The 20,940-nt window shown below is 40.4% G+C and carries 19 protein-coding genes and 1 pseudogene; 12 read left to right on the forward strand and 8 right to left on the reverse strand.

Annotation, left to right across the window (positions count from 1 at the left end; all coding sequences use genetic code 11):
* Nucleotides 1-235 precede the first annotated feature (235 nt).
* From ABVJ71_RS09435 to ABVJ71_RS09445, 3 genes are all read left to right on the forward strand, one after another.
* Complete coding sequence (locus ABVJ71_RS09435) at nt 236-1,870, forward strand: copper resistance CopC/CopD family protein (protein ID WP_353853803.1); 1,635 nt, start codon at nt 236-238, stop codon at nt 1,868-1,870.
* A gap of 16 nt (nt 1,871-1,886) precedes the next feature.
* On the forward strand, nt 1,887-2,504 hold the full coding sequence (locus ABVJ71_RS09440) for a DUF1775 domain-containing protein (protein ID WP_353853804.1): 618 nt from the start codon (nt 1,887-1,889) through the stop codon (nt 2,502-2,504).
* A 132-nt stretch (nt 2,505-2,636) separates the two neighbouring features.
* Entirely contained in the window at nt 2,637-3,227 is a 591-nt protein-coding gene (locus ABVJ71_RS09445; RefSeq protein WP_353853805.1) for an NAD(P)H-dependent oxidoreductase, read from the forward strand.
* A 55-nt stretch (nt 3,228-3,282) separates the two neighbouring features.
* Here ABVJ71_RS09445 and ABVJ71_RS09450 read toward each other — a convergent pair whose 3' ends face one another.
* The 3 genes and pseudogenes from ABVJ71_RS09450 to gabT form a co-directional block, all read right to left on the reverse strand.
* On the reverse strand, nt 3,283-4,677 hold the full coding sequence (locus ABVJ71_RS09450) for an NAD-dependent succinate-semialdehyde dehydrogenase (RefSeq protein WP_353853806.1): 1,395 nt from the start codon (nt 4,675-4,677) through the stop codon (nt 3,283-3,285).
* A 141-nt stretch (nt 4,678-4,818) separates the two neighbouring features.
* Nucleotides 4,819-5,027 (reverse strand): annotated as a pseudogene (locus ABVJ71_RS09455) (amino acid permease); the annotation flags it as partial.
* Between the two features lie 30 nt (nt 5,028-5,057).
* Nucleotides 5,058-6,374: a 4-aminobutyrate--2-oxoglutarate transaminase gene (gene gabT / locus ABVJ71_RS09460; RefSeq protein ID WP_353853807.1), complete on the reverse strand. Its 1,317-nt coding sequence runs from the start codon at nt 6,372-6,374 to the stop codon at nt 5,058-5,060.
* Nucleotides 6,375-6,481: 107 nt separating this feature from the next.
* On the opposite strand from gabT, the gene ABVJ71_RS09465 reads away from it, so the two are divergent.
* From ABVJ71_RS09465 to ABVJ71_RS09490, 6 genes are all read left to right on the forward strand, one after another.
* Nucleotides 6,482-7,906 (forward strand): PLP-dependent aminotransferase family protein, encoded by a 1,425-nt coding sequence (locus ABVJ71_RS09465; RefSeq protein ID WP_353856626.1) that lies wholly within the window; start codon nt 6,482-6,484, stop codon nt 7,904-7,906.
* Between the two features lie 268 nt (nt 7,907-8,174).
* Complete coding sequence (locus ABVJ71_RS09470) at nt 8,175-9,041, forward strand: TetR/AcrR family transcriptional regulator (RefSeq protein ID WP_353853808.1); 867 nt, start codon at nt 8,175-8,177, stop codon at nt 9,039-9,041.
* Nucleotides 9,042-9,058: 17 nt separating this feature from the next.
* Nucleotides 9,059-10,495 carry an MDR family MFS transporter gene (locus ABVJ71_RS09475; RefSeq protein ID WP_353853809.1) on the forward strand — a complete coding sequence of 479 codons (1,437 nt, stop codon included), beginning with the start codon at nt 9,059-9,061 and terminating at the stop codon, nt 10,493-10,495.
* 74 nt (nt 10,496-10,569) lie between these two features.
* Nucleotides 10,570-10,773: a hypothetical protein gene (locus ABVJ71_RS09480; protein ID WP_353853810.1), complete on the forward strand. Its 204-nt coding sequence runs from the start codon at nt 10,570-10,572 to the stop codon at nt 10,771-10,773.
* Nucleotides 10,760-12,136, forward strand: a complete 1,377-nt coding sequence (locus tag ABVJ71_RS09485; protein ID WP_353853811.1) for an aspartate kinase — start codon at nt 10,760-10,762, stop codon at nt 12,134-12,136. Before ABVJ71_RS09480 ends, ABVJ71_RS09485 begins: the two co-directional genes overlap by 14 nt.
* A gap of 164 nt (nt 12,137-12,300) precedes the next feature.
* Nucleotides 12,301-13,143, forward strand: a complete 843-nt coding sequence (locus tag ABVJ71_RS09490) for a GAF domain-containing protein (RefSeq protein WP_353853812.1) — start codon at nt 12,301-12,303, stop codon at nt 13,141-13,143.
* A gap of 94 nt (nt 13,144-13,237) precedes the next feature.
* On the opposite strand, the gene ABVJ71_RS09495 is transcribed toward ABVJ71_RS09490, so the two are convergent.
* The 3 genes from ABVJ71_RS09495 to ABVJ71_RS09505 form a co-directional block, all read right to left on the reverse strand.
* Entirely contained in the window at nt 13,238-14,674 is a 1,437-nt protein-coding gene (locus ABVJ71_RS09495; protein ID WP_353856627.1) for a HAMP domain-containing sensor histidine kinase, read from the reverse strand.
* A complete protein-coding gene (locus ABVJ71_RS09500; RefSeq protein WP_353856628.1) occupies nt 14,664-15,356 on the reverse strand; it encodes a response regulator transcription factor in 693 nt (230 codons plus the stop codon). Before ABVJ71_RS09500 ends, ABVJ71_RS09495 begins: the two co-directional genes overlap by 11 nt.
* A gap of 485 nt (nt 15,357-15,841) precedes the next feature.
* On the reverse strand, nt 15,842-16,081 hold the full coding sequence (locus ABVJ71_RS09505) for a hypothetical protein (RefSeq protein WP_353853813.1): 240 nt from the start codon (nt 16,079-16,081) through the stop codon (nt 15,842-15,844).
* Nucleotides 16,082-16,297: 216 nt separating this feature from the next.
* Here ABVJ71_RS09505 and ABVJ71_RS09510 point away from each other — a divergent pair, with 216 nt between their 5' ends.
* Nucleotides 16,298-17,791, forward strand: a complete 1,494-nt coding sequence (locus ABVJ71_RS09510) for a peptide MFS transporter (RefSeq protein WP_353853814.1) — start codon at nt 16,298-16,300, stop codon at nt 17,789-17,791.
* Between the two features lie 358 nt (nt 17,792-18,149).
* Here the strand turns inward: ABVJ71_RS09510 and ABVJ71_RS09515 are convergent, their stop codons facing one another.
* Nucleotides 18,150-18,455, reverse strand: coding sequence for a hypothetical protein (locus tag ABVJ71_RS09515; protein WP_353853815.1), 306 nt, complete (start codon nt 18,453-18,455; stop codon nt 18,150-18,152).
* Nucleotides 18,456-18,467: 12 nt separating this feature from the next.
* Nucleotides 18,468-19,886: a lipase gene (locus ABVJ71_RS09520; RefSeq protein ID WP_353853816.1), complete on the reverse strand. Its 1,419-nt coding sequence runs from the start codon at nt 19,884-19,886 to the stop codon at nt 18,468-18,470.
* Between the two features lie 50 nt (nt 19,887-19,936).
* On the opposite strand from ABVJ71_RS09520, the gene ABVJ71_RS09525 reads away from it, so the two are divergent.
* Nucleotides 19,937-20,302, forward strand: a complete 366-nt coding sequence (locus ABVJ71_RS09525) for a hypothetical protein (RefSeq protein ID WP_353853817.1) — start codon at nt 19,937-19,939, stop codon at nt 20,300-20,302.
* A gap of 173 nt (nt 20,303-20,475) precedes the next feature.
* Nucleotides 20,476-20,844: a DUF1433 domain-containing protein gene (locus tag ABVJ71_RS09530; protein ID WP_353853818.1), complete on the forward strand. Its 369-nt coding sequence runs from the start codon at nt 20,476-20,478 to the stop codon at nt 20,842-20,844.
* Nucleotides 20,845-20,940 lie beyond the last annotated feature (96 nt).

Below are 20,940 nucleotides of genomic sequence, written 5' to 3' on the forward strand. Positions count from 1 at the left end.
CTTCTTGTTTCTCTATACCAAATCGAATAGTCTTATATTGATCAAACCTATCAATTGAAGAAAAGTCTGCGCAGACAACACACAGGAAAAGTGAACCATCTTGCTTGTTGTTCCGTTTACCTTTTAGAGTGGGCGGCACAATAGGAAGAGCGGTTTTTCTGTGACTTCACAGTTTACTGCCGCTTTCTTTCTAATACATGAGAAATTGTCATAGGTAGAAAGGCGGTTATTGACATTGTTGAAATATAGCAAGTGGCTGCTGTTTCTGACGCTTATGCTCACTTTTTTTATACCGAAGGAAGCATTCGCCCATGCATACGTGGTGAGCTCGAATCCAGCGGCAAATGAAGAGCTTCAGAAACAGCCTCCTGTAGTCTCTATTACATTTAGTGAAGGGATCGAAAGCGGTTTTCATGCCATTAAGGTTCTCAATTCAAAAGGTGATCGTGTTGACAATGGAGATACGGTCATTAAAGACCAAAAAATGATGGAAGCTTCATTAAAAAAAGGCTTACCGAAAGGGATTTACACCATTCAATGGAATGCCGTATCAGCAGATGGACACTCTGTATCAGGGATGATTCCATTTAGTATTGGAAAAGCGGACGGGGGATTTAACCAGTTAGATCAAGGTCCATCCAATGAATCCATTGATGTGGCCTCTACAATTGACAAAGCCTTTCTTTATACGTCGTTTAGTTTATACTTAGGAACGATCTTGTTTGGACTCTTTTGGTTTCAATCGAAGATTTCAGTCCCATTGGCAAAACGAATGAAATGGATGATGACGTTATCACTGATCATGATGGGCGGAGCACTCGTTTTTCAACTGCCCATTCAAACTAAATCTGCCGCAAATGTGTCCATTTGGAAGGCATTTCAGCCGTCTCTTTTACAAGAAACCATTGCTTCTACTTCTGGCGGGAGCCTATGGATAATGTTGATGGTGTCGTTTGTGCTTCTTACCATATGGAGTATCGTGGCAATGGGGAAAGGGAACTTTACCTCTTTTCGGATATGGCTGTTTCCGCTGCTCGTTTTTGCTCTGTTACTTTGGCTGAAAGCACAAATCGGTCATCCAGCAGCTACAGATAATAAAATATTAACAACGTCACTTGATTTCATCCATCTCGTCTCTGCATCCATTTGGGTCGGCGGATTAACTGCCATTGTGCTGCTTTTAATCAAGAAGCTGCCGAATGAAGATCAGCCGCTCATACGCAGTACACTTTCAGCCTTTCATCCGTGGGCGCTGGTCTCAGTCGGGCTCATTGTGTTTTCAGGATTTGTGAATGCCATTTTTATTTTGCAATCGTTTGATGCGCTTTTCCAATCAGCCTATGGACGCACATTTTTCATCAAGCTTGGTTTATTTATCATCATGGGCCTTCTTGGACTGATCCATTACTTGATGCTGAGATGGGGAAAAGAGAAGAAACGACACGTCTCCTTGCGGGCGGAATGGATCATTGGTATGGCCATTTTGTTCATAACGGCTGCGTTTACCAATATTCCTAGTCCTCCTCCGCCTGCACCAGAGCCATTTTTCGGGGCAAATCAGATCGAGCATCATGACATTGTTTCATTGAGCATCACGCCGAATGCACCTGGTAAAAATACGTTTGAAGTTGCATTTACGAAAAAGGACGGACAAACGATCACAGACATTCAATCGGTGACAGCAACCATCCATAAAGTTGCGTTGTTTGGAGAACCTAAACCTAGTGAATTTCAACTGAAACGATTAAAGAATGGACATTTCTCTGCTGAAAATCTCTTATTAAATGAAAAAGGAACTTGGAAAATTGACATCCATGCATTAACAGGTTCCTTTGAAAACATTGATACAACATTTATTAGAAAAAATTAAAAGGAGCTTATATCAAATGAAAAAATACGTAAAAGCTTTATTACCGATGCTTGTCGCTTCATTTTTAATTGCCATTCCTGTCAGTGCACACGTAACCGTCAAGCCTGACACATCTGCTACAAATGCTTGGGAGACCTATACGTTAAAAGTACCATCAGAAAGTGACAGCCCGACAACAAAGGTTGTCGTCACAATGCCTAAAGGTGTTGAATTCCAACAATACGAGCCAGTACCTGGCTGGAAAACGACAACCGAAGAGAAAAACGGCAAGGTCACAAGAGTTACTTGGGAAGCAAAGGGTGATGGTATACTTGCCGGTCAGTTCCAGCAATTTTTATTTGTGGCAAAAAACCCTGATAAAGCTGGTGAAGCAAAATGGGATGCGTACCAATATTATAAAGATGGAACGGTCGTTGAATGGACTGGCGATAAAGATGCTGACAAACCGCATTCCATCACAAACATTGAAGCAACCAATACTGTAACGGATTCACATGGTCAAGAAAAACCAAAAGAAGAACAGGCATCAAAGGAAACAGCAACTTCTTCCTCCTCCCCTCTAGTGCTTGGTCTTTCCATCACAGGCCTTGTCGTGGCACTTATTGCCCTTGGACTCGCTTTAAGAAAGAAATAAATCATGTACAAAAAGCTATCGTTTCCCAAAACGATAGCTTTTTATTTTCCCAACCTATCATTTCCAATATAGGATTGAATAGGATGCAGGTGCATGCCATAATAAAAACACGACCATTTAGGAGGATATAAAATGAATCACCTTGTGATATTTGCTCATCCCCAGCAAAGCTTAAACCAAACCATATTAGACCTTGTTGTCAGCACCCTTTTAAATAATGGTCATCAAGTGACCGTCAGAGATTTATATTCACTCAACTTTCAGCCAGGAATCACCAAAGAAGAAAAGATTGCCATGAAAACAGGTGATGTGCCGGAAGCTATTCAATTAGAACAGATGCTCATCAAAGAAGCGGATGTCCTCACATTTATCTTTCCAATATGGTGGACAGGTCTGCCGACCATTTTAAAAGACTACGTAGAACATGTCTTTTCAGAAGGGTTTGCGTATCGTGTAACAGAGCACGGTATTGAGAGTCTGCTTTATCATAAAAAAGGCGTGATCATTAACACGCATGATGCCCCAAAGAATGTCCATGATACAAACAGTGTCGTCACGAACCTCCATATGACGACTGATACGGAAGTCTTTCAATTTATTGGCGTCGAACCTGTTGAACGCCTTTTATTTGGCAGTATTGATCGAGCATCTGCTGATTACATCCATGAAATTCTTCAAGAGACGAGAGAAACTGTTGATCAACTGTTCCCTCCAGCTGTCTAACATGAAAAAAGACTGCCGAGACATCTCGGGCAGTCTAACAAACCTATTATATTGATTACCCATCTAAACCGATGGATACATATTTTGTTTCTAAATATGGCTCAATGCCTTCAATGCCACCTTCACGACCAATTCCACTCTCCTTCATTCCGCCAAAAGGTGCTTGAACTGCCGATGGACCGCCATCATTCCAGCCGATAATTCCGTAATCGAGATGTTCAGAAATGTAGAGTCCATTCCGGTAATTTTCAGTAAAGAAGTACGCCGCAAGTCCAAAAGGTGTATCGTTAGCTAGCTCAATGGCTTCATCTAATGTGTTAAAAGTCGTAATCGGGGCCACTGGGCCAAATGTTTCCTCATGCATGATGTTCATTGAAGGATTAACCTGCGTGAGAACCGTTGGCTGTACAAAATAATAAGATTTCTCATCATCGTAATTTGTTTCCCCACCAACGATAATTTTCGCTCCTTTATCTACCGCATCTTGAATTTGATCGACAATCTTGTCAAATCCACGCTTGTTAATAATTGGGCCGATGGACGTGCCTTCTTCAAAGCCATTTCCAACCTTCAGTTGTTCCACCTCTTTGCTGAATTGCTTTACAAATGCGTCATGAATGTCTTCATGCACAATGATTCGGTTGGCACAGACACATGTCTGACCTGCATTTCGAAATTTGGATGCCACTGCCTGTTTCACAGCCAACTCAAGATTTGCATCCTTGTCTACAATGAGCGGGGCATGACCGCCAAGCTCCATTGATACATGTTTGACCGTACTGGCACTATTTTTAATGAGGTGCTTCCCGACTGGTGTTGAGCCAGTAAATGTGATCTTGCGAATCAACGGACTATCTGTGAACATTTCACCAACTTCTTTCCCATCTCCAATAACCCATTGCAGCGCATCCTCTGGAATACCAGCTTCATGACCTAATTTCACGAGTTCAATCGCTGTCAGCGGTGTGTCTTCAGCAGGTTTGACTATAAAGGTACAGCCTGCTGCAAGTGCGGGCGCTGCCTTTCTCGTGATCATCGCTGCTGGGAAATTCCATGGTGTAATCGCTGCGACAGGACCTACTGGTTGTTTTGTCACGAGAAGACGTTTATTCGTCGTATGAGACGGAATGGTACGACCATAGATACGCTTTGCTTCCTCTGCATACCACTCAATATATCCAGCTGCATATATGATTTCCCCTAACGCTTCTTGATACGGCTTCCCATTTTCTTCCGTGATGATTTTCGCAAGTCTTTCTTTATGTTTAATCATGAGATCAAACCATTTGCGAATGATATTTGCACGTTCATGTGCTGATGTTTTACCCCATGTTTTGAACGCATGATGCGAGCGTACAATTGCCTCTTCAATTTGTTCTTTTGTATGCTGGGCAACAGAGGCAATTTCCTCGCCCGTTGCTGGATTATACACTTTGAGTTCGTTTGTCATGCTCTACCTTCTCCTTCGTTCTTGGATTCATTACATACAGTATATACCCAATGAGTAGCCAACCTAAAAGCAAAACCCATTCAGTTGGCTATGTTAAAGAGATGCCAAGATAAAAGCCGATTTCATTTTAAAAGCCCGCTAGACAAGCACGAATTCTCCACCTGTCTCTGGAATAGCAGACGAAAGCTCGGCATACGTGGGTCCAATAAAGATAACAAGAATGCCCCCTATAATAAAGGCAATGACACTGCCTAAAAATCTTGCTGTCAACATTCAATCTTCCGAAAGTACAACCCAACCCCAGCCAAGCATCGCATCCATGGACAAAACAGTACGTCAGACTGCGACATGGTTTTCGTACAACCATCCCCCTTTGTTGTTTAGAGCACTTTGAAGGCGTCCTCGATAATGCCTAGTCCTTCTTGTAGCAGCTCATCAGTGATGACAAGTGGTGTTAAGAAACGAATAATATTCCCGTTAATCCCTGCCGTTAATAAAAGCAGACCATGCTCATTTGCATATGTTGCAATCGCTGCGGCCTTTTTCTTATCTGGTGTACGCGTTGTTTGATCTTCTACAATTTCAATGGCTGCCATTGCCCCTAATCTACGGACTTCTCCAATGAACGGATAAGTCTTTTTCCATGCATCCGCCTTGTCCTCAATAGTTTGTCCAATATGTTCAGACCGCTCATTTAATTGTTCTGTTTCAATGATATCAAGAACTGCAAGTGCCGCGACACATCCTAACGGGCTTCCTGCATATGTTCCCCCTAATTCTCCCGGATCTGCTGCATCAAGCAATTCCTTTCTACCAATGACTCCGCTTAACGGTAAACCTGCTGCAAGAGATTTAGAGACCGTGATTAAATCTGGAACAACATCAAAGTGCTCAATCGCAAAATATTTTCCTGTTCTTGCAAATCCTGTCTGAATTTCATCAGCGACAAATATGATCCCATGCTGTTGACAGAAAGATGCCACATGCTGAACAAATCGCTTGGATGGAACAATGAACCCGCCCTCCCCTTGGACTGGTTCCATGACCACACAAGCAACCGTTTCAGGTGCAACCGTAGCGATAAAGAATTGATTGAATTGATCAATGATATAATCGTCATACGCTTCATTACTTAATCCTTCAGGCTTTTGATAATAATAAGGGTAAGGTGCTTGATAGACTTCTGATGCGAATGGTCCAAAGCCAAACTTATAAGGCTTGACTTTACTCGTCATACTCATTGTCATGTTTGTTCTTCCATGGAAGCCTCGTGTAAAAGAAACAACCGCTTGCCTCTTTGTATATTTACGTGCAATTTTCACAGCATTTTCAACGGCTTCTGCCCCTGAATTTAAGAAAATCGCTTTCTTTTCATGGTCTCCTGGCGTCAAGTGGCACAGCTTTTCCGCCAGTTCAATATAAGATTCGTACATCATGACGTTAAACCCTGGGTGAATCAGACTGTCTGCCTGTGCCTTGACTGCTTCCACAACCTTTGGATGTGAATGTCCTACATTTAGAGTACCAATAGCACCTGCAAAATCAATAAATCGATTCCCATCAATATCGAAAAGCTCGGCTCCCTTTCCTTTCGCTGCAAGATGACGGTTGCCATTGCTTACGCCTCTTGCGACGTATTGATCTCTTTTTTCCTGCCATTCCTCTGTTGAAAAACGGTTTGTTGTCGTTTGACTCATTGTCATCCATCCCCTTTATGTGTTTCTTATTATTCTGAATATTTTTTGGTATGATAGAAAGTACCAATATCAATTATTTGATGGTACCAGAGAGGATGGATGAACACATGCTGACGATTCAGCTAGATCAAACAAGGGAAAACGGATTTATTTATCACCAGATTTATACGAAGATTAAGGACGAAATCTTAAATCGAAATCTGCTGCCGCATGATCAATTACCTTCTAAACGAGAATTAGCGAATTCTTTAAAGGTCAGTGTAAATTCTGTCAATGGCGCCTATCAGCAATTGTTAGCAGAGGGATATTTATATTCTGTTGAGAGGAAAGGTTTTTTTGTAGAATCAATTGAAACGTTTCAAAAATCGGACCAGTTGAAGCCTTCCTCCCTTCCAGAAGACTTAAAGGAAGAGCCCCTTTCACGAGACGACTGGTATTCTTTTTCACACATCTCTGTTGATACGGCAAACTTTCCTTTTAAAAGCTGGCTGAAATGTGAGCAAAAGGCGATCAGCCTACATCAAGAAGCATTTAGTGAACTTCCGCATCCGCAAGGGGTTTATGAATTAAGGGAAACCATTGCCCGATTGATCGGACTTGCTAGAGGGGTCAAATGCTATCCCGAACAGCTCATTTTAAGCGCAGGCACACAATCGCTCATTCATTCGTTATCTAGCATTCTTCCAACTGACAAAGTATACGGGTTAGAAAACCCCGGTTACCGCCGGCTATATCAAATGCTGAAAAACAATCATCACCGAATTGAAACAATCGGAATTGATCAGAAAGGTGTGCGCATGAACGACATTCACAGAAAACGACCGAATGTGTTGATCATCACACCCTCCCATCAGTTCCCAACAGGGGTGATCATGCCGATCTCACGGAGAATCCAGTTATTAAACTGGGCGGCTGATCAGCCAGATCGATATATCATTGAAGATGATTATGACAGTGAATTTAAATATGGGACAGACAGCATTCCGGCTCTGCAAAGTCTTGACCGGTACGACAAAGTCATTTATATGGGAACCTTCTCAAAATCACTGCTTCCTGGCTTGCGCCTCAGCTATATGGTGCTGCCACAGCACTTATTAAGACAATATAAAGAGAAGCAACATTTCTTGATCCAAACAGCCAATTTATTTACCCAATATACGCTTCTTTACTTTATCAAAGACGGAGCATATCAGCGGCATATTAAAAGAATGAATGGATTATATGAGGAAAAGCGGAAGCAACTCATTGGAGAGCTGGAAACAGTCTTTGCCAGAGACGTGCGGATTATTGGTGAAAATGCCGGACTTCATTTTGTCGCTGAATTTCGCTCAGACCGAACCCAGCATGAGATCTTGCAGCGTGCCAAACAAAGAAAGCTGAAAATGTACGGAATGGCTCGTTTTGCCTTGAGTGAAGACATGCCTGGTCATAAAGAAGGCTTTGTTCCACTTGTTCTTGGCTTCTCTCATATGCGACCGGAAGACATTCAGCCAGCGGTGAAGCGGCTGTATGATGCGATTTATGGGGAATAAAAAAGGAGGTGCGATTTAAGAAGTCATTTCCAAGATGGCACGGTATCTGCCTTGAAAAAAGGGACTTTTCAGTAAATGAATTGGTCAAATCAAAAGATAAGTCAATGACAAAGCCTTAAAATGCCCTTTAACTCCTGTCAAACAGCCAGGGGGTTTTATCGTTCGTTTTTCTTGAAAAGAGCCTTTTGTTTTGTTATGATTTCAAAAGTGACCACTCGGTTTCCTTTGTGACCATCCGGTTTTATACATTTGGAAAGGACTTGAAATCATGAACGAAAAGCAAGAAGAAATTCTGCGGGTTTCCAAAAAGCTATTTTCACAAAAAGGCTATATGAGCGTGTCAATGCAGTCGATTGCAGATGCCTGCAAAATGTCAAAAGCGTCGATCTACAAACTATTTGATTCAAAAGAAGCTCTCCTACTTGAACTCATTAAATTTAATCAGCAGAAAATGCGGGAAATCTCTAAAATGATTCATTCAGAATCGACACTCTCCAAGAAGGAAAAATTCACAAAAAAAATCAAGTTGGAGCTTGAGGAGTTTAAAGAGAATCATAAATTTTTGAACATGCTGTCATTTGAAGCATTTTCTCAGCATTCACCCATTGTTAAGAAGCATTTGCGTGAGACGCGGTCCATTATTATGCAGCGTCATCGTGACATCATTTTAAGTACGTACGGTCAGTCTGTCGCACCATATGTGTGGGACCTTGTCATTGTCTTAAATGGATTAATGAGAGAGATGATTCTCATGCTTGCCATTGAACAGAAGAACATCCGCTTAGAAAATGTAGCAGAGATGATCATCGGCGTCATGGATCAGGTGTCAAAACAGCCCTGCTCAAAAAAGCCTGTATTGACAGACGAGTTGATGGAATCATACCTGCTTTCATCTACTGATGACATGAACGAAGAGAATCTTGCAACGACGTACTTAGCTAAAATCGAACAGCAACTACACGCAATTTCACATAGCATGGAAAAAGATGACCTTATGTCTGCTTTCAACTTATTAAAACAAGAATTGGCAGAGGAACAACCGAGAACCTTTTTAATCAGCTCAATGCTTGATTACTTAGGTAAAAATAGCGTTTTAACTCAAGACGTGTCACAGCTGAAAAGCATCATTTTATAGATAAAGAAGGGATTACATTGAACCAATCAACCACACATACATCGTATAATCGACCTGTGATTGTTGGAATTTTCCTCGTTGGAGCATTCGTAGCGATTTTGAACCAAACGCTTTTAATTCCAGCAATTCCACATATCATGGAAGAATTTCATATTGATGTCAACAAAGGCCAATGGCTAACAACAGCCTTTATGTTGACAAATGGGATTCTCATTCCGATTACTGCCTTTTTAATTGAGAAGTTTTCGAGCCGCACCCTTGTCTTAACGGCTCTTAGCATTTTTACAGCAGGAACTATTCTTGCTTCGTTTGCAACGAATTTCCCCGTATTGCTTGCCGCACGTATCGTGCAAGCAGCTGGAGCAGGCATTTTAATGCCACTGATGCAAACCATCTTTTTAACGATCTTCCCGAAAGAGAAACGCGGACAAGCGATGGGAATGGTCGGACTTGTCATTTCATTCGCACCGGCGATTGGACCAACACTTGCCGGCTGGATCGTGGATACTTTTACTTGGAAATACTTATTCTATATTGTTTTGCCAATCGGTATCATTGACCTCATTCTTGCTTTCTTCTTAATGAAAAACGTCACACAGCAAAGAGAAACACGTATTGATGTCTTATCAATCACTCTGTCATCCTTCGGGTTCGGCGGTTTACTGTATGGATTTTCTAGTGTCGGGTCATACGGATGGACGAGTGCGACTGTACTTATTTCGATTATTGTTGGAGCCGTTAGCTTGTTCTTCTTTATCCTTCGACAATCGAATTTGAAAAGACCGATGCTTGAGTTTGGTGTATTTAAGTTTGCGATCTTTAGCTTAACCACCTTCCTCGGTATGCTTGTCTTTGCTTTATTGATTGGGACTGAGACAATCCTGCCGCTCTATACACAAAATGTCAGAGGACTGTCAGCGCTCGATACGGGTCTTATCTTATTGCCAGGCGCTTTATTTATGGGCTTTCTGTCACCAATTATCGGGCGGATATTTGATAAAGTCGGTGGAAAAGGGCTGGCATTAGGCGGATTTGCAATATTAACAGTGACCTCCTTGCCGTTTATGATGCTGAGCCTTGATTCGTCTATCACACTGATTACGATTGCTTATACCATTCGTTTAATCGGGGTAGGGATGATTATGATGCCACTAACAACAGCCGGCATTAACTCTTTACCTCCTCATCTCATCCCGCATGGGACAGCGATGAATAACACGATGAGACAGATCGGCGGTTCGATTGGTACAGCCTTGCTTGTCTCGGTTATGAGCAGCTCTGCTGCAAATGCAGAACTAGCCAATCCGTTGAAATCAGCCGTACATGGCATGAATACGGCATTCTTTGTCGCTGGTCTCATTGCTATAATTGGGCTGATCATGTCTCTTTTCTTAAAAGAAAAACGCGAGAATAAACTGATGAAACAGGACCTTTCCTCCTCGTCATCTTCTTAAATTGAAAAAGAGTTTGTCATGTGAAGTGCACCCCAAATGTTAGATGCAGTCTACTATTTGGAGGTGCTTTTCTTTTGGCTAAATTTACAAGCGAGAGCGACAAAGAAAGTTTCGCAAATGATTTGAAGAACATCAAAGTAAACGTCCTCTCCAAAAGCACATTTGTTCTTTCTGTAAAGAAAAAACTTGATAATTCTGAGAAAAGAGTTGATAATAGTAACAATTCAATTTGTGAGAAAATTTTTACTATAGGAGATGTATGCATTGAAGGTCGTTAAATTTGGTGGCAGTTCCCTTGCATCTGGCAAGCAACTGCAAAAGGTATTTGACATTGTTACAGCAGATCCATCTCGAAAAGCAGTCGTTGTTTCCGCACCAGGAAAACGGCATTCAAACGATACAAAAGTCACCGACTTATTAATTAGCTGCGGTGAACAATATTTACAATTAGGTGAAGCAAATGATTTAAAGGAAGCCGTGATTGAAAGATACGCATCCATTGCTGATGAACTAGGTTTAGGTCATGACATTATTGACACCATTCGGCACGACCTAGACACATTATTACAGGCTGATTCGACTCATTCTGATCGTTACCTTGATGCGATTAAAGCAAGCGGTGAAGATAATAACGCAAAGCTGATTGCTGCTTATTTCCGCCATCAAGGGGTCGAAGCGCACTATGTCAATCCGAAAGAAGCTGGTTTATTTGTCAGTGACGAGCCTGGTCATGCGCAAGTACTACCAGAATCATACGATCATTTATACAAATTAAGAGAACGCTCCGGCATCATAGTGTTCCCTGGATTTTTTGGCTTTAGTCTCACTGGTGATATCGTCACATTTTCTCGAAGCGGTTCAGATATCACAGGATCGATTTTGGCGAATGGTTTGAAGGCAGATGTGTATGAAAACTTCACAGATGTTGATGCAGTCTATGCCGTCAATCCAACGATCGTTCACCAGCCAAAGCAAATCACAGAACTCACGTATAGGGAAATGCGGGAGCTGTCATATGCTGGTTTCTCTGTATTCCATGATGAAGCACTTATTCCAGCCTTTCGAGCAGGTATTCCTGTTCAGATTAAAAACACAAATAACCCATCGGCTAAAGGGACAAAAATTGTGAATCAAAGGAATTACACAAATGGACCAGTTGTCGGCATCGCATCAGACAATGGATTTTGTAGCATTTATATCAGTAAATATTTAATGAACCGAGAAGTTGGTTTTGGACGTAAGGTGCTGCAAACATTAGAAGCGTATAATCTTACCTACGAGCATGCACCTTCTGGAATTGATGATATGACCATTATTTTAAGGCAGGATCAACTAGAAGAGCAGCATATTGAACAAGAGCTCCTCGACCGCCTGAAAATGGTGCTTGATGCAGACGAGGTTGTCTTAGAGCGAGATCTCTCCCTGATTATGGTGGTGGGAGAAGCCATGCGGCATAACGTTGGTACGACTGCAAGAGCTGCCAAGGCTTTGTCAAAAGCCAAGGTGAATATTGAAATGATCAACCAAGGCTCTTCAGAAGTCAGCATGATGTTCGGCGTCAAAGCAGCTCAAGAAAAAGAAGCCGTCAAGGCATTGTATGAGGAATTTTTCTCAATGTCCACCATGCCTGTCTCACTTTAACATTCAGACTGCCTAATCCAAGAACGGCAGTCTTTTTTTACAAAAATACCCTTTGGTTTATACGCGCATGAAAAGTATTTCTATTTATCGTCTGTTTTTGTATGATAGAAACAAATCAACTATTGTTCCGATTCTACGTCGGATGTACAAGGAGCCCTAAAACAATGTCCCGTCAACAACTATTGAAACAGTTTCGAAATTTTGATGACGCTTCTACGAGCATTTTAAACATGATGAGGAAATTCATTGATGTGAATACACTGTTTATTGCGAAAAATGATCAGAACATCAATCAGATTGTGAAGGTGTTACATCATGAGGAACAGCTACTTGAAGAAGGAGAAGAGCTTCCTTTTGAGGTAACACTTTGCAAGCTAGCGGTTGATCACCAGAATACACTCGTGATCCCAGATATTCGATTGGACGAGCGGTCTAAATACTTAGAGGTCACGAAACGGCTCCGAGGGGGCTCCTTTATTGGGGTTCCCATTCATTTTGGAGATGGCTCGAATTACGGTACGCTTTGCGGGCTTGATTTAAGACCACAGCAATTTACAGAAGAGCATATTCACATGTTTGAAACGATGGCTTCTGTATTAAGTTACGTACTGGAGCTTGACCGTGCAAACCGTCAAATTCAGCATTTATCTGTACCAATCGTCCCTGTTGTTGACGGTGTGGCTGTTCTCCCGCTTCTTGGTGATATTGAAGAGACACGGGCCCAGCTTATTTTAGAGACCATTTTGCAGGAAAGCTACAGGCTGTCGCTCTCTCATTTGGTCATTGATGTATCTGGTACGAAACGGCTAAATGAACAAAGCATTCAATACTTAGTAAACTATGCCCAAACTTTGAAGCTTTTGGGCATGACGGCTGTTTTAACAGGCATTAAACAGGACCTTGCTTTAAGTGCGCTTCAATCTAATATTTCATTTAAAGATATTCCGATTCACAAAGACTTGCCGCAAGCACTTGCTCATATCGGCTTAACGTTTATCAAAAACTAAGCGGCACTCCATAGAATCATGGTTTCACATCAAAAGGCTCATCACATTGGATAGCCTTGCAAATTGTTGACAAAGAGCTAAAATGAAGTTGATTTTAGCTCTTTGTCTTCTTTTCTTCTGGGAGCGGCAGACGAATGGTAAACGTCGTTCCTTTGTTTTTCTCGCTTTTCAAGTCAATATGGCCTTCATGTAGATCCACAAGCTGCTTCACAATGGACAAACCGAGTCCGTATTCTCCATACGGTGTATTCGTTCTAGAGATATCGGCTTTATAAAATCGTTCCCATATGTGCTTTACTTCATCTGGGGCAATGCCTATACCTGTGTCTTCAATTTCAATGATCGTCTCTTGATGCCCTTGTTTTCCTCGTAAAGAAATCTGACCGCCTTCTGTAAATTGGATGGCGTTCTTTGTGATATTGACGAGAATTTGAATCAGCCTGTCGTAATCTGCATAGACCTTTAGTTGAGGATCAACGTCCACAATCAGTGTATTGTTTTTCTCTTCAGCTATTCGGCTCAACTGCTCTCTTATCACTTCAAAGGTATCGACGAGTGGATAGTGAAATTTTTGAAGGGTGATTTGGTTGGATCTAATTTTCTCATAATCCATGTTTTCATTGACAAGACGCAACATGCGTTTAGTCTCGTCTGTGATTAAGGCGTAACATTTCTCCTTCTCTTCCGGCGACACATCAGATGTGTTCAGCCATTCAACCAATCCACGAATAGTGGTCAGCGGTGTTTTCAATTCATGAGACACATCTGCAATGAATCGTCGTCTTCGTTTTTCGAGCCGGTCAATTTCTTCTCTTGAGTTTTGGAGACGTTTTGCCATCATATTAAAATCCTCACCGAGTGTCCCAATTTCATCAAGATGCTTGTTTTTAAGGTTGATGTTGTAATCACCTTGGGCAATCTTCGCTGTTGCCTCTCTCAGCTTCTTGATTCGATTCACATGAAATTTAGAGAGAAAGAGACTTAGAATAAAGGTAATCGTCAAGGCAACAAACACAATGATATACAAATAACGATTCATCTGGGCAATCAGTTGTTCAGCCCCTTGAATTGGGGCAATGAGGACAACCCCGCCCTTCAACTTCCCGTCCTCCATCACAGGAAGCGCCACAAGAGTTGCTTCTTGATCAAGGCGACAAGAGTCACTCCGCTTCACAATGACCTGTTCTCCCTTTGAGAGCTTGGCCCATAAATCCTTTGGCAATAAGGCTTCGTGCGGCGGCATACCTTGCTGTTGAGATAGCACATCTCCTTTTTCATCAAACACGAAAAAACGAATTTGTCTTGTCGAGAGAATATCTTCAAATGGACGTAGTCGGAAGATCATTTCAGTTTTAGGCAATAATTTGAAATTCTGCAATATTTCATTCCCATACGAGCTCATTTCATCTACCCTGTTCTGGTAAGCAATATCTTTCACAAAATGAGATAACAAGGAACTGATAATAATGATGGCAATAAGTAATAGCCCAAGGTGACTGATCAGTAGCTGATAAAAGTATTTAATCTTCATCAAATTTATACCCTACGCCCCATACCGTATATAAAAAGGGTTTAGGTCCGTCCCCAATTTTTTGGCGCAACCGTTTGATATGTACATCAACAGTCCGTTCGTCTCCATAAAATTGATACCCCCAAATTTGTTCAAGTAATTGCTCCCGCGAAAAGACTTGACGAGGATGTTGAATAAAAAAGCAAAGCAGGTCATATTCCTTTGGCGTCAAATTCTCAATTCGTTTCCCATCAAGAAAGACTTCTCTCGTTTTTTTATTTAGCTGAAAATGGGCTGTGTCAAGCCGTTCATCCTCTTTTACTTCTTCTTGGGTGGGTGTGTGAGCAAATCGGCGTTTCATAGCTTTGATTCTCGCCATTAATGTCAGTGGACTAAAAGGCTTGGTTACATAATCATCTGCACCAAGATCAAATCCAAGAACCTGATCAGACTCTGTCTCCTTTGCTGTCAGCATAATGATCGGAACGTCGCTGGTCTGTCGCACTTTTTGGCAAATCGTTAAGCCGTCCATTGAAGGAAGCATGACATCTAAGATCAATAAATCCCAATCATTCTCTTGTTTGAACCGATTGTATCCCTCCAACCCATCATGAACAAATTCTGCTTGAAACCCCTCTCTTTGAAAAAACATATCTGTCATGGTACATACACTCTGATTATCTTCAATCATTAATATCTTCATCATCAGCCTCCGCTGTTGCACTGTTTTTCTTTATGTAGCTTCATTTTACACGTTCCTTCTCAAATCTCAATTGGATTCAACCGATTTCATGAACTTATCATGGTTTGGTCATCTTTTTTTCATACTTTTTAATGATGGGATTAATCAAATTTATTTTCTACATTCACGGCAGCTTCTTCATATTGACTGATTTTATTCTCTGTGATGTGAACAATGTCTCCCATCACATCAATACCTGTCTGAAAACCTTCAATCATGTTGTCAACGATGATTACATGATTTGCTGTTTGACTTAAGCGATACACCTAGGCTTGTAGTACCTGTTTTTGTCACACTCGCTCCTTTAGACGAATCACATTGTTTGCAATGATCGTTTCGGTGTCAAAACTGACTTCAATCACCACACCATAGCCATTGAAATTATAGATGGCACTTGCTGCTCCGCCCCTGATAATATTGTATCGAGTCTGGATATTCAGCGATTCCTAGAGGTTTGTTGCACTTTCTCCATATCCTTCGATAACAATCCCCATTCTCGGCTCTGCTCCATCCACACCGGCTTTTTCAAGCAAACCGTTCTCGACAATCCCTCCGTCGCAACCTGTAATTGATATATTATGACGTCTTGATTCAGTAATGGTACAGCCCAAGATGTGAATAAAGGTGGCAGGCGAGTATGTTTCAATACTTGTATCATCCACAATTCCTCTAGTCATCCAATTCATGTAAAGGAGATTAGCTTATACAATAGATTAAATTTTATATAAATGTTTCCAAGATTGTATTCTCGACATTTTCACGTGAATCAATTTTCAAACTTTTTGAGTCTTTACTCCTATTGAACTAACATTTTCCTGATTTAGAATAGTTTTATATTGACACAAGAACTATACAAGAATATTATTTTTCTCATATCTCTTTTTTAAGAAAGGATTTATGCCATGTCTACAATTGACCACGATAAAATTGTTAAAAGTGTTCCTCAAAAAGGGTTTTTCGGACATCCTAAAGGCCTTTATACACTGTTTTTCACTGAGTTTTGGGAGCGTTTTTCTTATTATGGCATGCGTGCACTGCTTATTTATTACATGTACACAGAGGTGACAAAAGGCGGGCTTGGCTTTGACCAAACAACAGCCAACTCGATCATGTCTGTCTACGGTGCCCTTGTCTATATGTCAGGAATTATTGGCGGATGGCTCGCTGATCGGGTGTTCGGTTCGTCTAGCACGGTCTTTTATGGCGGGGTTTTCATTATGCTTGGTCATATCATTTTGGCTTTGCCAAGCGGGGTAACAGCGCTCTTTATTAGTATGGGGCTAATTATTATTGGAACAGGTCTTCTTAAACCTAACGTCTCAAACATTGTCGGAGATTTGTATACAAAAACGGACCCTCGCAGGGATTCTGGGTTTAGCATTTTCTACATGGGCATTAACATGGGTGGTTTTATTGCGCCGTTAATTGTCGGAACAATCGGTCAAAAAGTGAATTTCCATCTTGGCTTCTCACTTGCTGCCGTTGGTATGCTTGTTGGTTTGATTACCTTTGTGATTACGAAAAAGCCAAACCTAGGTCTGGCCGGCACATATGTAACAAACCCGCTTTCAGCAACTGAACGCAAGAACATCAAAATCTTTGGAACAGTGACTGTGGTTGTGCTAGCAGTTTTCACTATTTTAGGCATTCAATCCGGATACATCACCATCAACCTATTTACTTGGTTTGTCAGTGTGCTTGGTGTCATCATTCCAATTGTGTATTTTATTATCATGTATTTCAGTAAAAAGACAAGTAAAGTGGAGCAATCTAGGGTATTAGCTTATATTCCTTTGTTCCTTGCTGCTGTCATGTTCTGGGCTATTCAAGAACAAGGCTCAAACATTTTAGCCACATATGCGGATCAACGAACAAACTTGCATTTCCTTGGAATGACACTGGCACCTTCTTGGTTCCAATCGCTGAACCCGATTTTTATTGTGTTGCTTTCCCCTGTATTTGCCTGGTTATGGGTCAGACTTGGAAAGAAACAACCATCAATCCCTATTAAATTCTCAATTGGTCTTCTGTTTGCAGGCTTATCTTTTCTGATTATGATCATTCCTGCCAATATGTCTAGTCCAAACACACTTGTGAGTCCATTATGGCTTGTCCTTAGCTTCTTCCTTGTCGTCATTGGAGAGCTATGTTTGTCACCAGTTGGACTTTCAGCAACGGCAAAGCTTGCACCTGCTGCCTTCTCAGCACAGACTATGAGCCTTTGGTTCCTTTCAAATGCCATGGCACAGGCGATCAATGCGCAAGTGGTTAAACTTTTTGGTAAAGTGCCAGATACCATCTATTTCGGCATTATCGGCTTGATCGCAATGATTCTATGCGTCGTGATGATTGTTCTTTCACCGGTGATTAAGAAAGCGATGAAAGGCATTTATTAAATAACAAAAAAGGCTCTGGAACTGACCCATAAAGTGAGACAAAGAAAACACCTTTAAGTTGAAATGAGGTATTAGCATACCTGAAAACAATTTAGAGGTGTTTTTGTATGGGAACAAGAGTCAGTTACCCAGCAAATGTAAAAGAAGCGTCTGTACAAATGACGTTTAGCAAGCACTCCAACTAAAGAAATCACGGACAAGATAGGCATTATGAATCCAACACAAGTGAAAAAATTGGACGAAATTGAAATGAAACAACCAGTCACCGAAAGCGTTTCGGCAACTGGCTGTTCCATAAAGGTTGTTTTGATCCCCGTCTCAAAATTTTGGGTCAGTCACATGTAAGGGGCGATTTTATTTAATTAGTTTTTATACTACTTAGAAAAGTGCTTCTGTTCTCTGTGACAGTTGTCAGCATAGTAGCATTATCTTTAAGCCTTTGTACTAATGCTTCTTTTGCTTTCCCTTCAAATGAACAAAGTAAAGCAACGTATACTTCAGCTATAACCTGTTGTGATGAAGAAAAATCTGTTGCGTTTTTTGTGTCTTCTTTTAGATTCTGACAATGAGTTTTTAAACTTGCACCCACAATGTTTTTTAATTCCTCATTCTGTTGTAATCGTCTGTAAAACTCATCTGCATCCATATTAACTCCATATGGCAATTGAAATCCTCCTTACAACCGTAACCATCTTGCTAATTCATTATCCTTATCTTTTAAATCCTCCGCCATTTTAACTATAAACTCACTAATATCCTCTAAATCTCTAATCAAATAATGTAGAGCAGCCTCAGTTTGATACTGTTCTTCTGAATCATAAAATGCTGCCCCATCTTTCACATAAGGCGCGTGATACAATACAGCTTTATCAACATCACTTGGATCTAAATCCTTGAATTCTCCTAATCTCTTTCCGCAAATAGATTTCACGTCATAAACCATTTTGTTGTGATCATGAGGGAATCGTTCAATGACTTGTTTCTTTGTTTTTAAGTCTTCGATAGCTGCCTGCAATCGATGAGCCAATTCTTTTGCATACTTTTCATCAACTTTAATGGTCTGTCCATTCATACCTGAGAAAGATGAAAAAGATTCAATATTTTGATTATAAACCCCGTTGCTTCCATCAACGCTTTTAATTTTACCATTCTGATCGAATTGAAAATTTGAGTCACTTAAACTGTGAGTATCAGGATTTTTTGCAAATGCTTGGCCATAAAATGTTGTCATTAGACTGGTTAAAACACCAGGAACACCGAGCGACATATTAAGCCGATTTGCACGATCCTGACGTGCAATACTTGGATCTTTCGTGTATATAGTTGTTCCGTTATGTCTGTCGTAGTCTAAAAACCAGCCAGCCCCCACCATATCATCAGGATTAATGATTGCTTTGTGATATAGATCAAATTCGCCGTTTCTTATTCTCTTTTGGGTCTCTTCATCATGCAGTTTAACAATGGAAGGGTTGTTAAAAGCTACACTGTAAACATTATTATTTACACCAGCGTACTCGGCATCTGCTCCACCAAGTGAGTGACCCGTTGTCGAAATGACTGTGTTCGTGCCAGCATACTTTTTCACTTCATTAGCGACGAGCTTATCACCTTGATCAAATTGAGATGTCTTAGTGACAATTTTGTATTCTCCACTTTTCATCAACATGGCTTGTTCCATGCTACCGTTATACGTAGTAATGGCTTTAGAGTCTATGGACGCATCTTTTTTCATGATGTATTTGACTTGCTTTTTCGGATCGAATCCCATGACTACATTACCGCCATCTGCACTGATTATGTCAGCTTTTAATTGCTCTTGATTTGTTCCTTGAAATCCCACGACAACATTTTCAGGTTCTTTAGGTTTTACCCATTTACCCTCTTTTTTCTTGGCTTGTACAAAGACGTACACATCTAACCCTGTATCTGGGTCTTTTTTGATTTTATCTACATAAAAAGCTTTCCTTTTATCCTCAGTTATTAAGGGTTTTTTATCTGTATTCGCTCGTTTAAGCTCCTTACCTCTATAGGTGACAGAACTTAAATAAAAATAAATTTCATCAGATAGATTAGGAATGTTATATTTTTCACTCATGTACATAGCCCCTGCCCTATTGTAAAATAAAAGGTGGAAAGGATGGTTTTATGAAGAAACCAATAATTACCTTAATTATAACAATTGTTATTTTAACACTTGGGGGGCTATATATGAAACATAAATATGATGAAAATCGGGAAGTGGAAGCAAAAGCCCAAGAAGTTAAGTTATTTGAGAAAGCAAAAAAAAGAATGAATGATTATCTTAAAGCTAACTATAGTAATGTTAATCCAATTAACTTTTCAAATGATTACGAAATAGATCCATTGGGTGGAATTTCAGTGGAAGGTACCTACGGAGAAAAGAAAGAACATTTCTGGGGGCTATATGATCACAGCAATAATAAAATAGGCTTGACTAGAATTGATGCTGAACCAAAACCTGGATGCGAAGATAAAGTATGTGAGTATTGAGTATACATCCCCTCTACACTATGGTGAAGGGTCTTTATGCTTTCTCCATACCTTATCAAGAATAAATGCCACAAGTATCAAAACAATTGAAAGAAACATCTTCTCCACAGTTAATTCAATGCTAAACAAAATATATGAATCCACTCTTATTTTACTGCCAAAAGGATGATTTAATGAAAAAAAAAAACATAATTATACTTACTACTCTGACTCTTATAACACTTGCAGGACTTTACATGAAGGAACAACACGACAACAAAATGGAAGCGCAAGAAACTCAGAAAAAGGAAGAATTGTACTCTTTGGCTAAAAAAAGAATGACTGACTTTATTAAAACAAACTATAAAGAGATTGAACGAATTGATTACACTAATGATTATGAGGTAAACCCAATGGGCGGCATTGAAATTAATGGTTATCTCAATGGAAATGTAAAAAAAGAAATATGGGGAATCTATGATAAAGGTAATAACAAAATTATATCTTTCACTGTGGATGCAATCGAAAAGCCTGAGTGTGAAGACAAAATATGTGAGTATTAAAAAACACTCATTCACATTTTTTGGTAACTAATCCTTTTTTACCCATTTATCATTGACTTGAACAACATCATTTTTCAATAATACCAAAAAGAACAC

It is taken from the genome of Bacillus sp. Bos-x628 (assembly GCF_040500475.1).
In the GTDB taxonomy this organism is placed as follows: domain Bacteria; phylum Bacillota; class Bacilli; order Bacillales; family Bacillaceae; genus Bacillus; species Bacillus maqinnsis.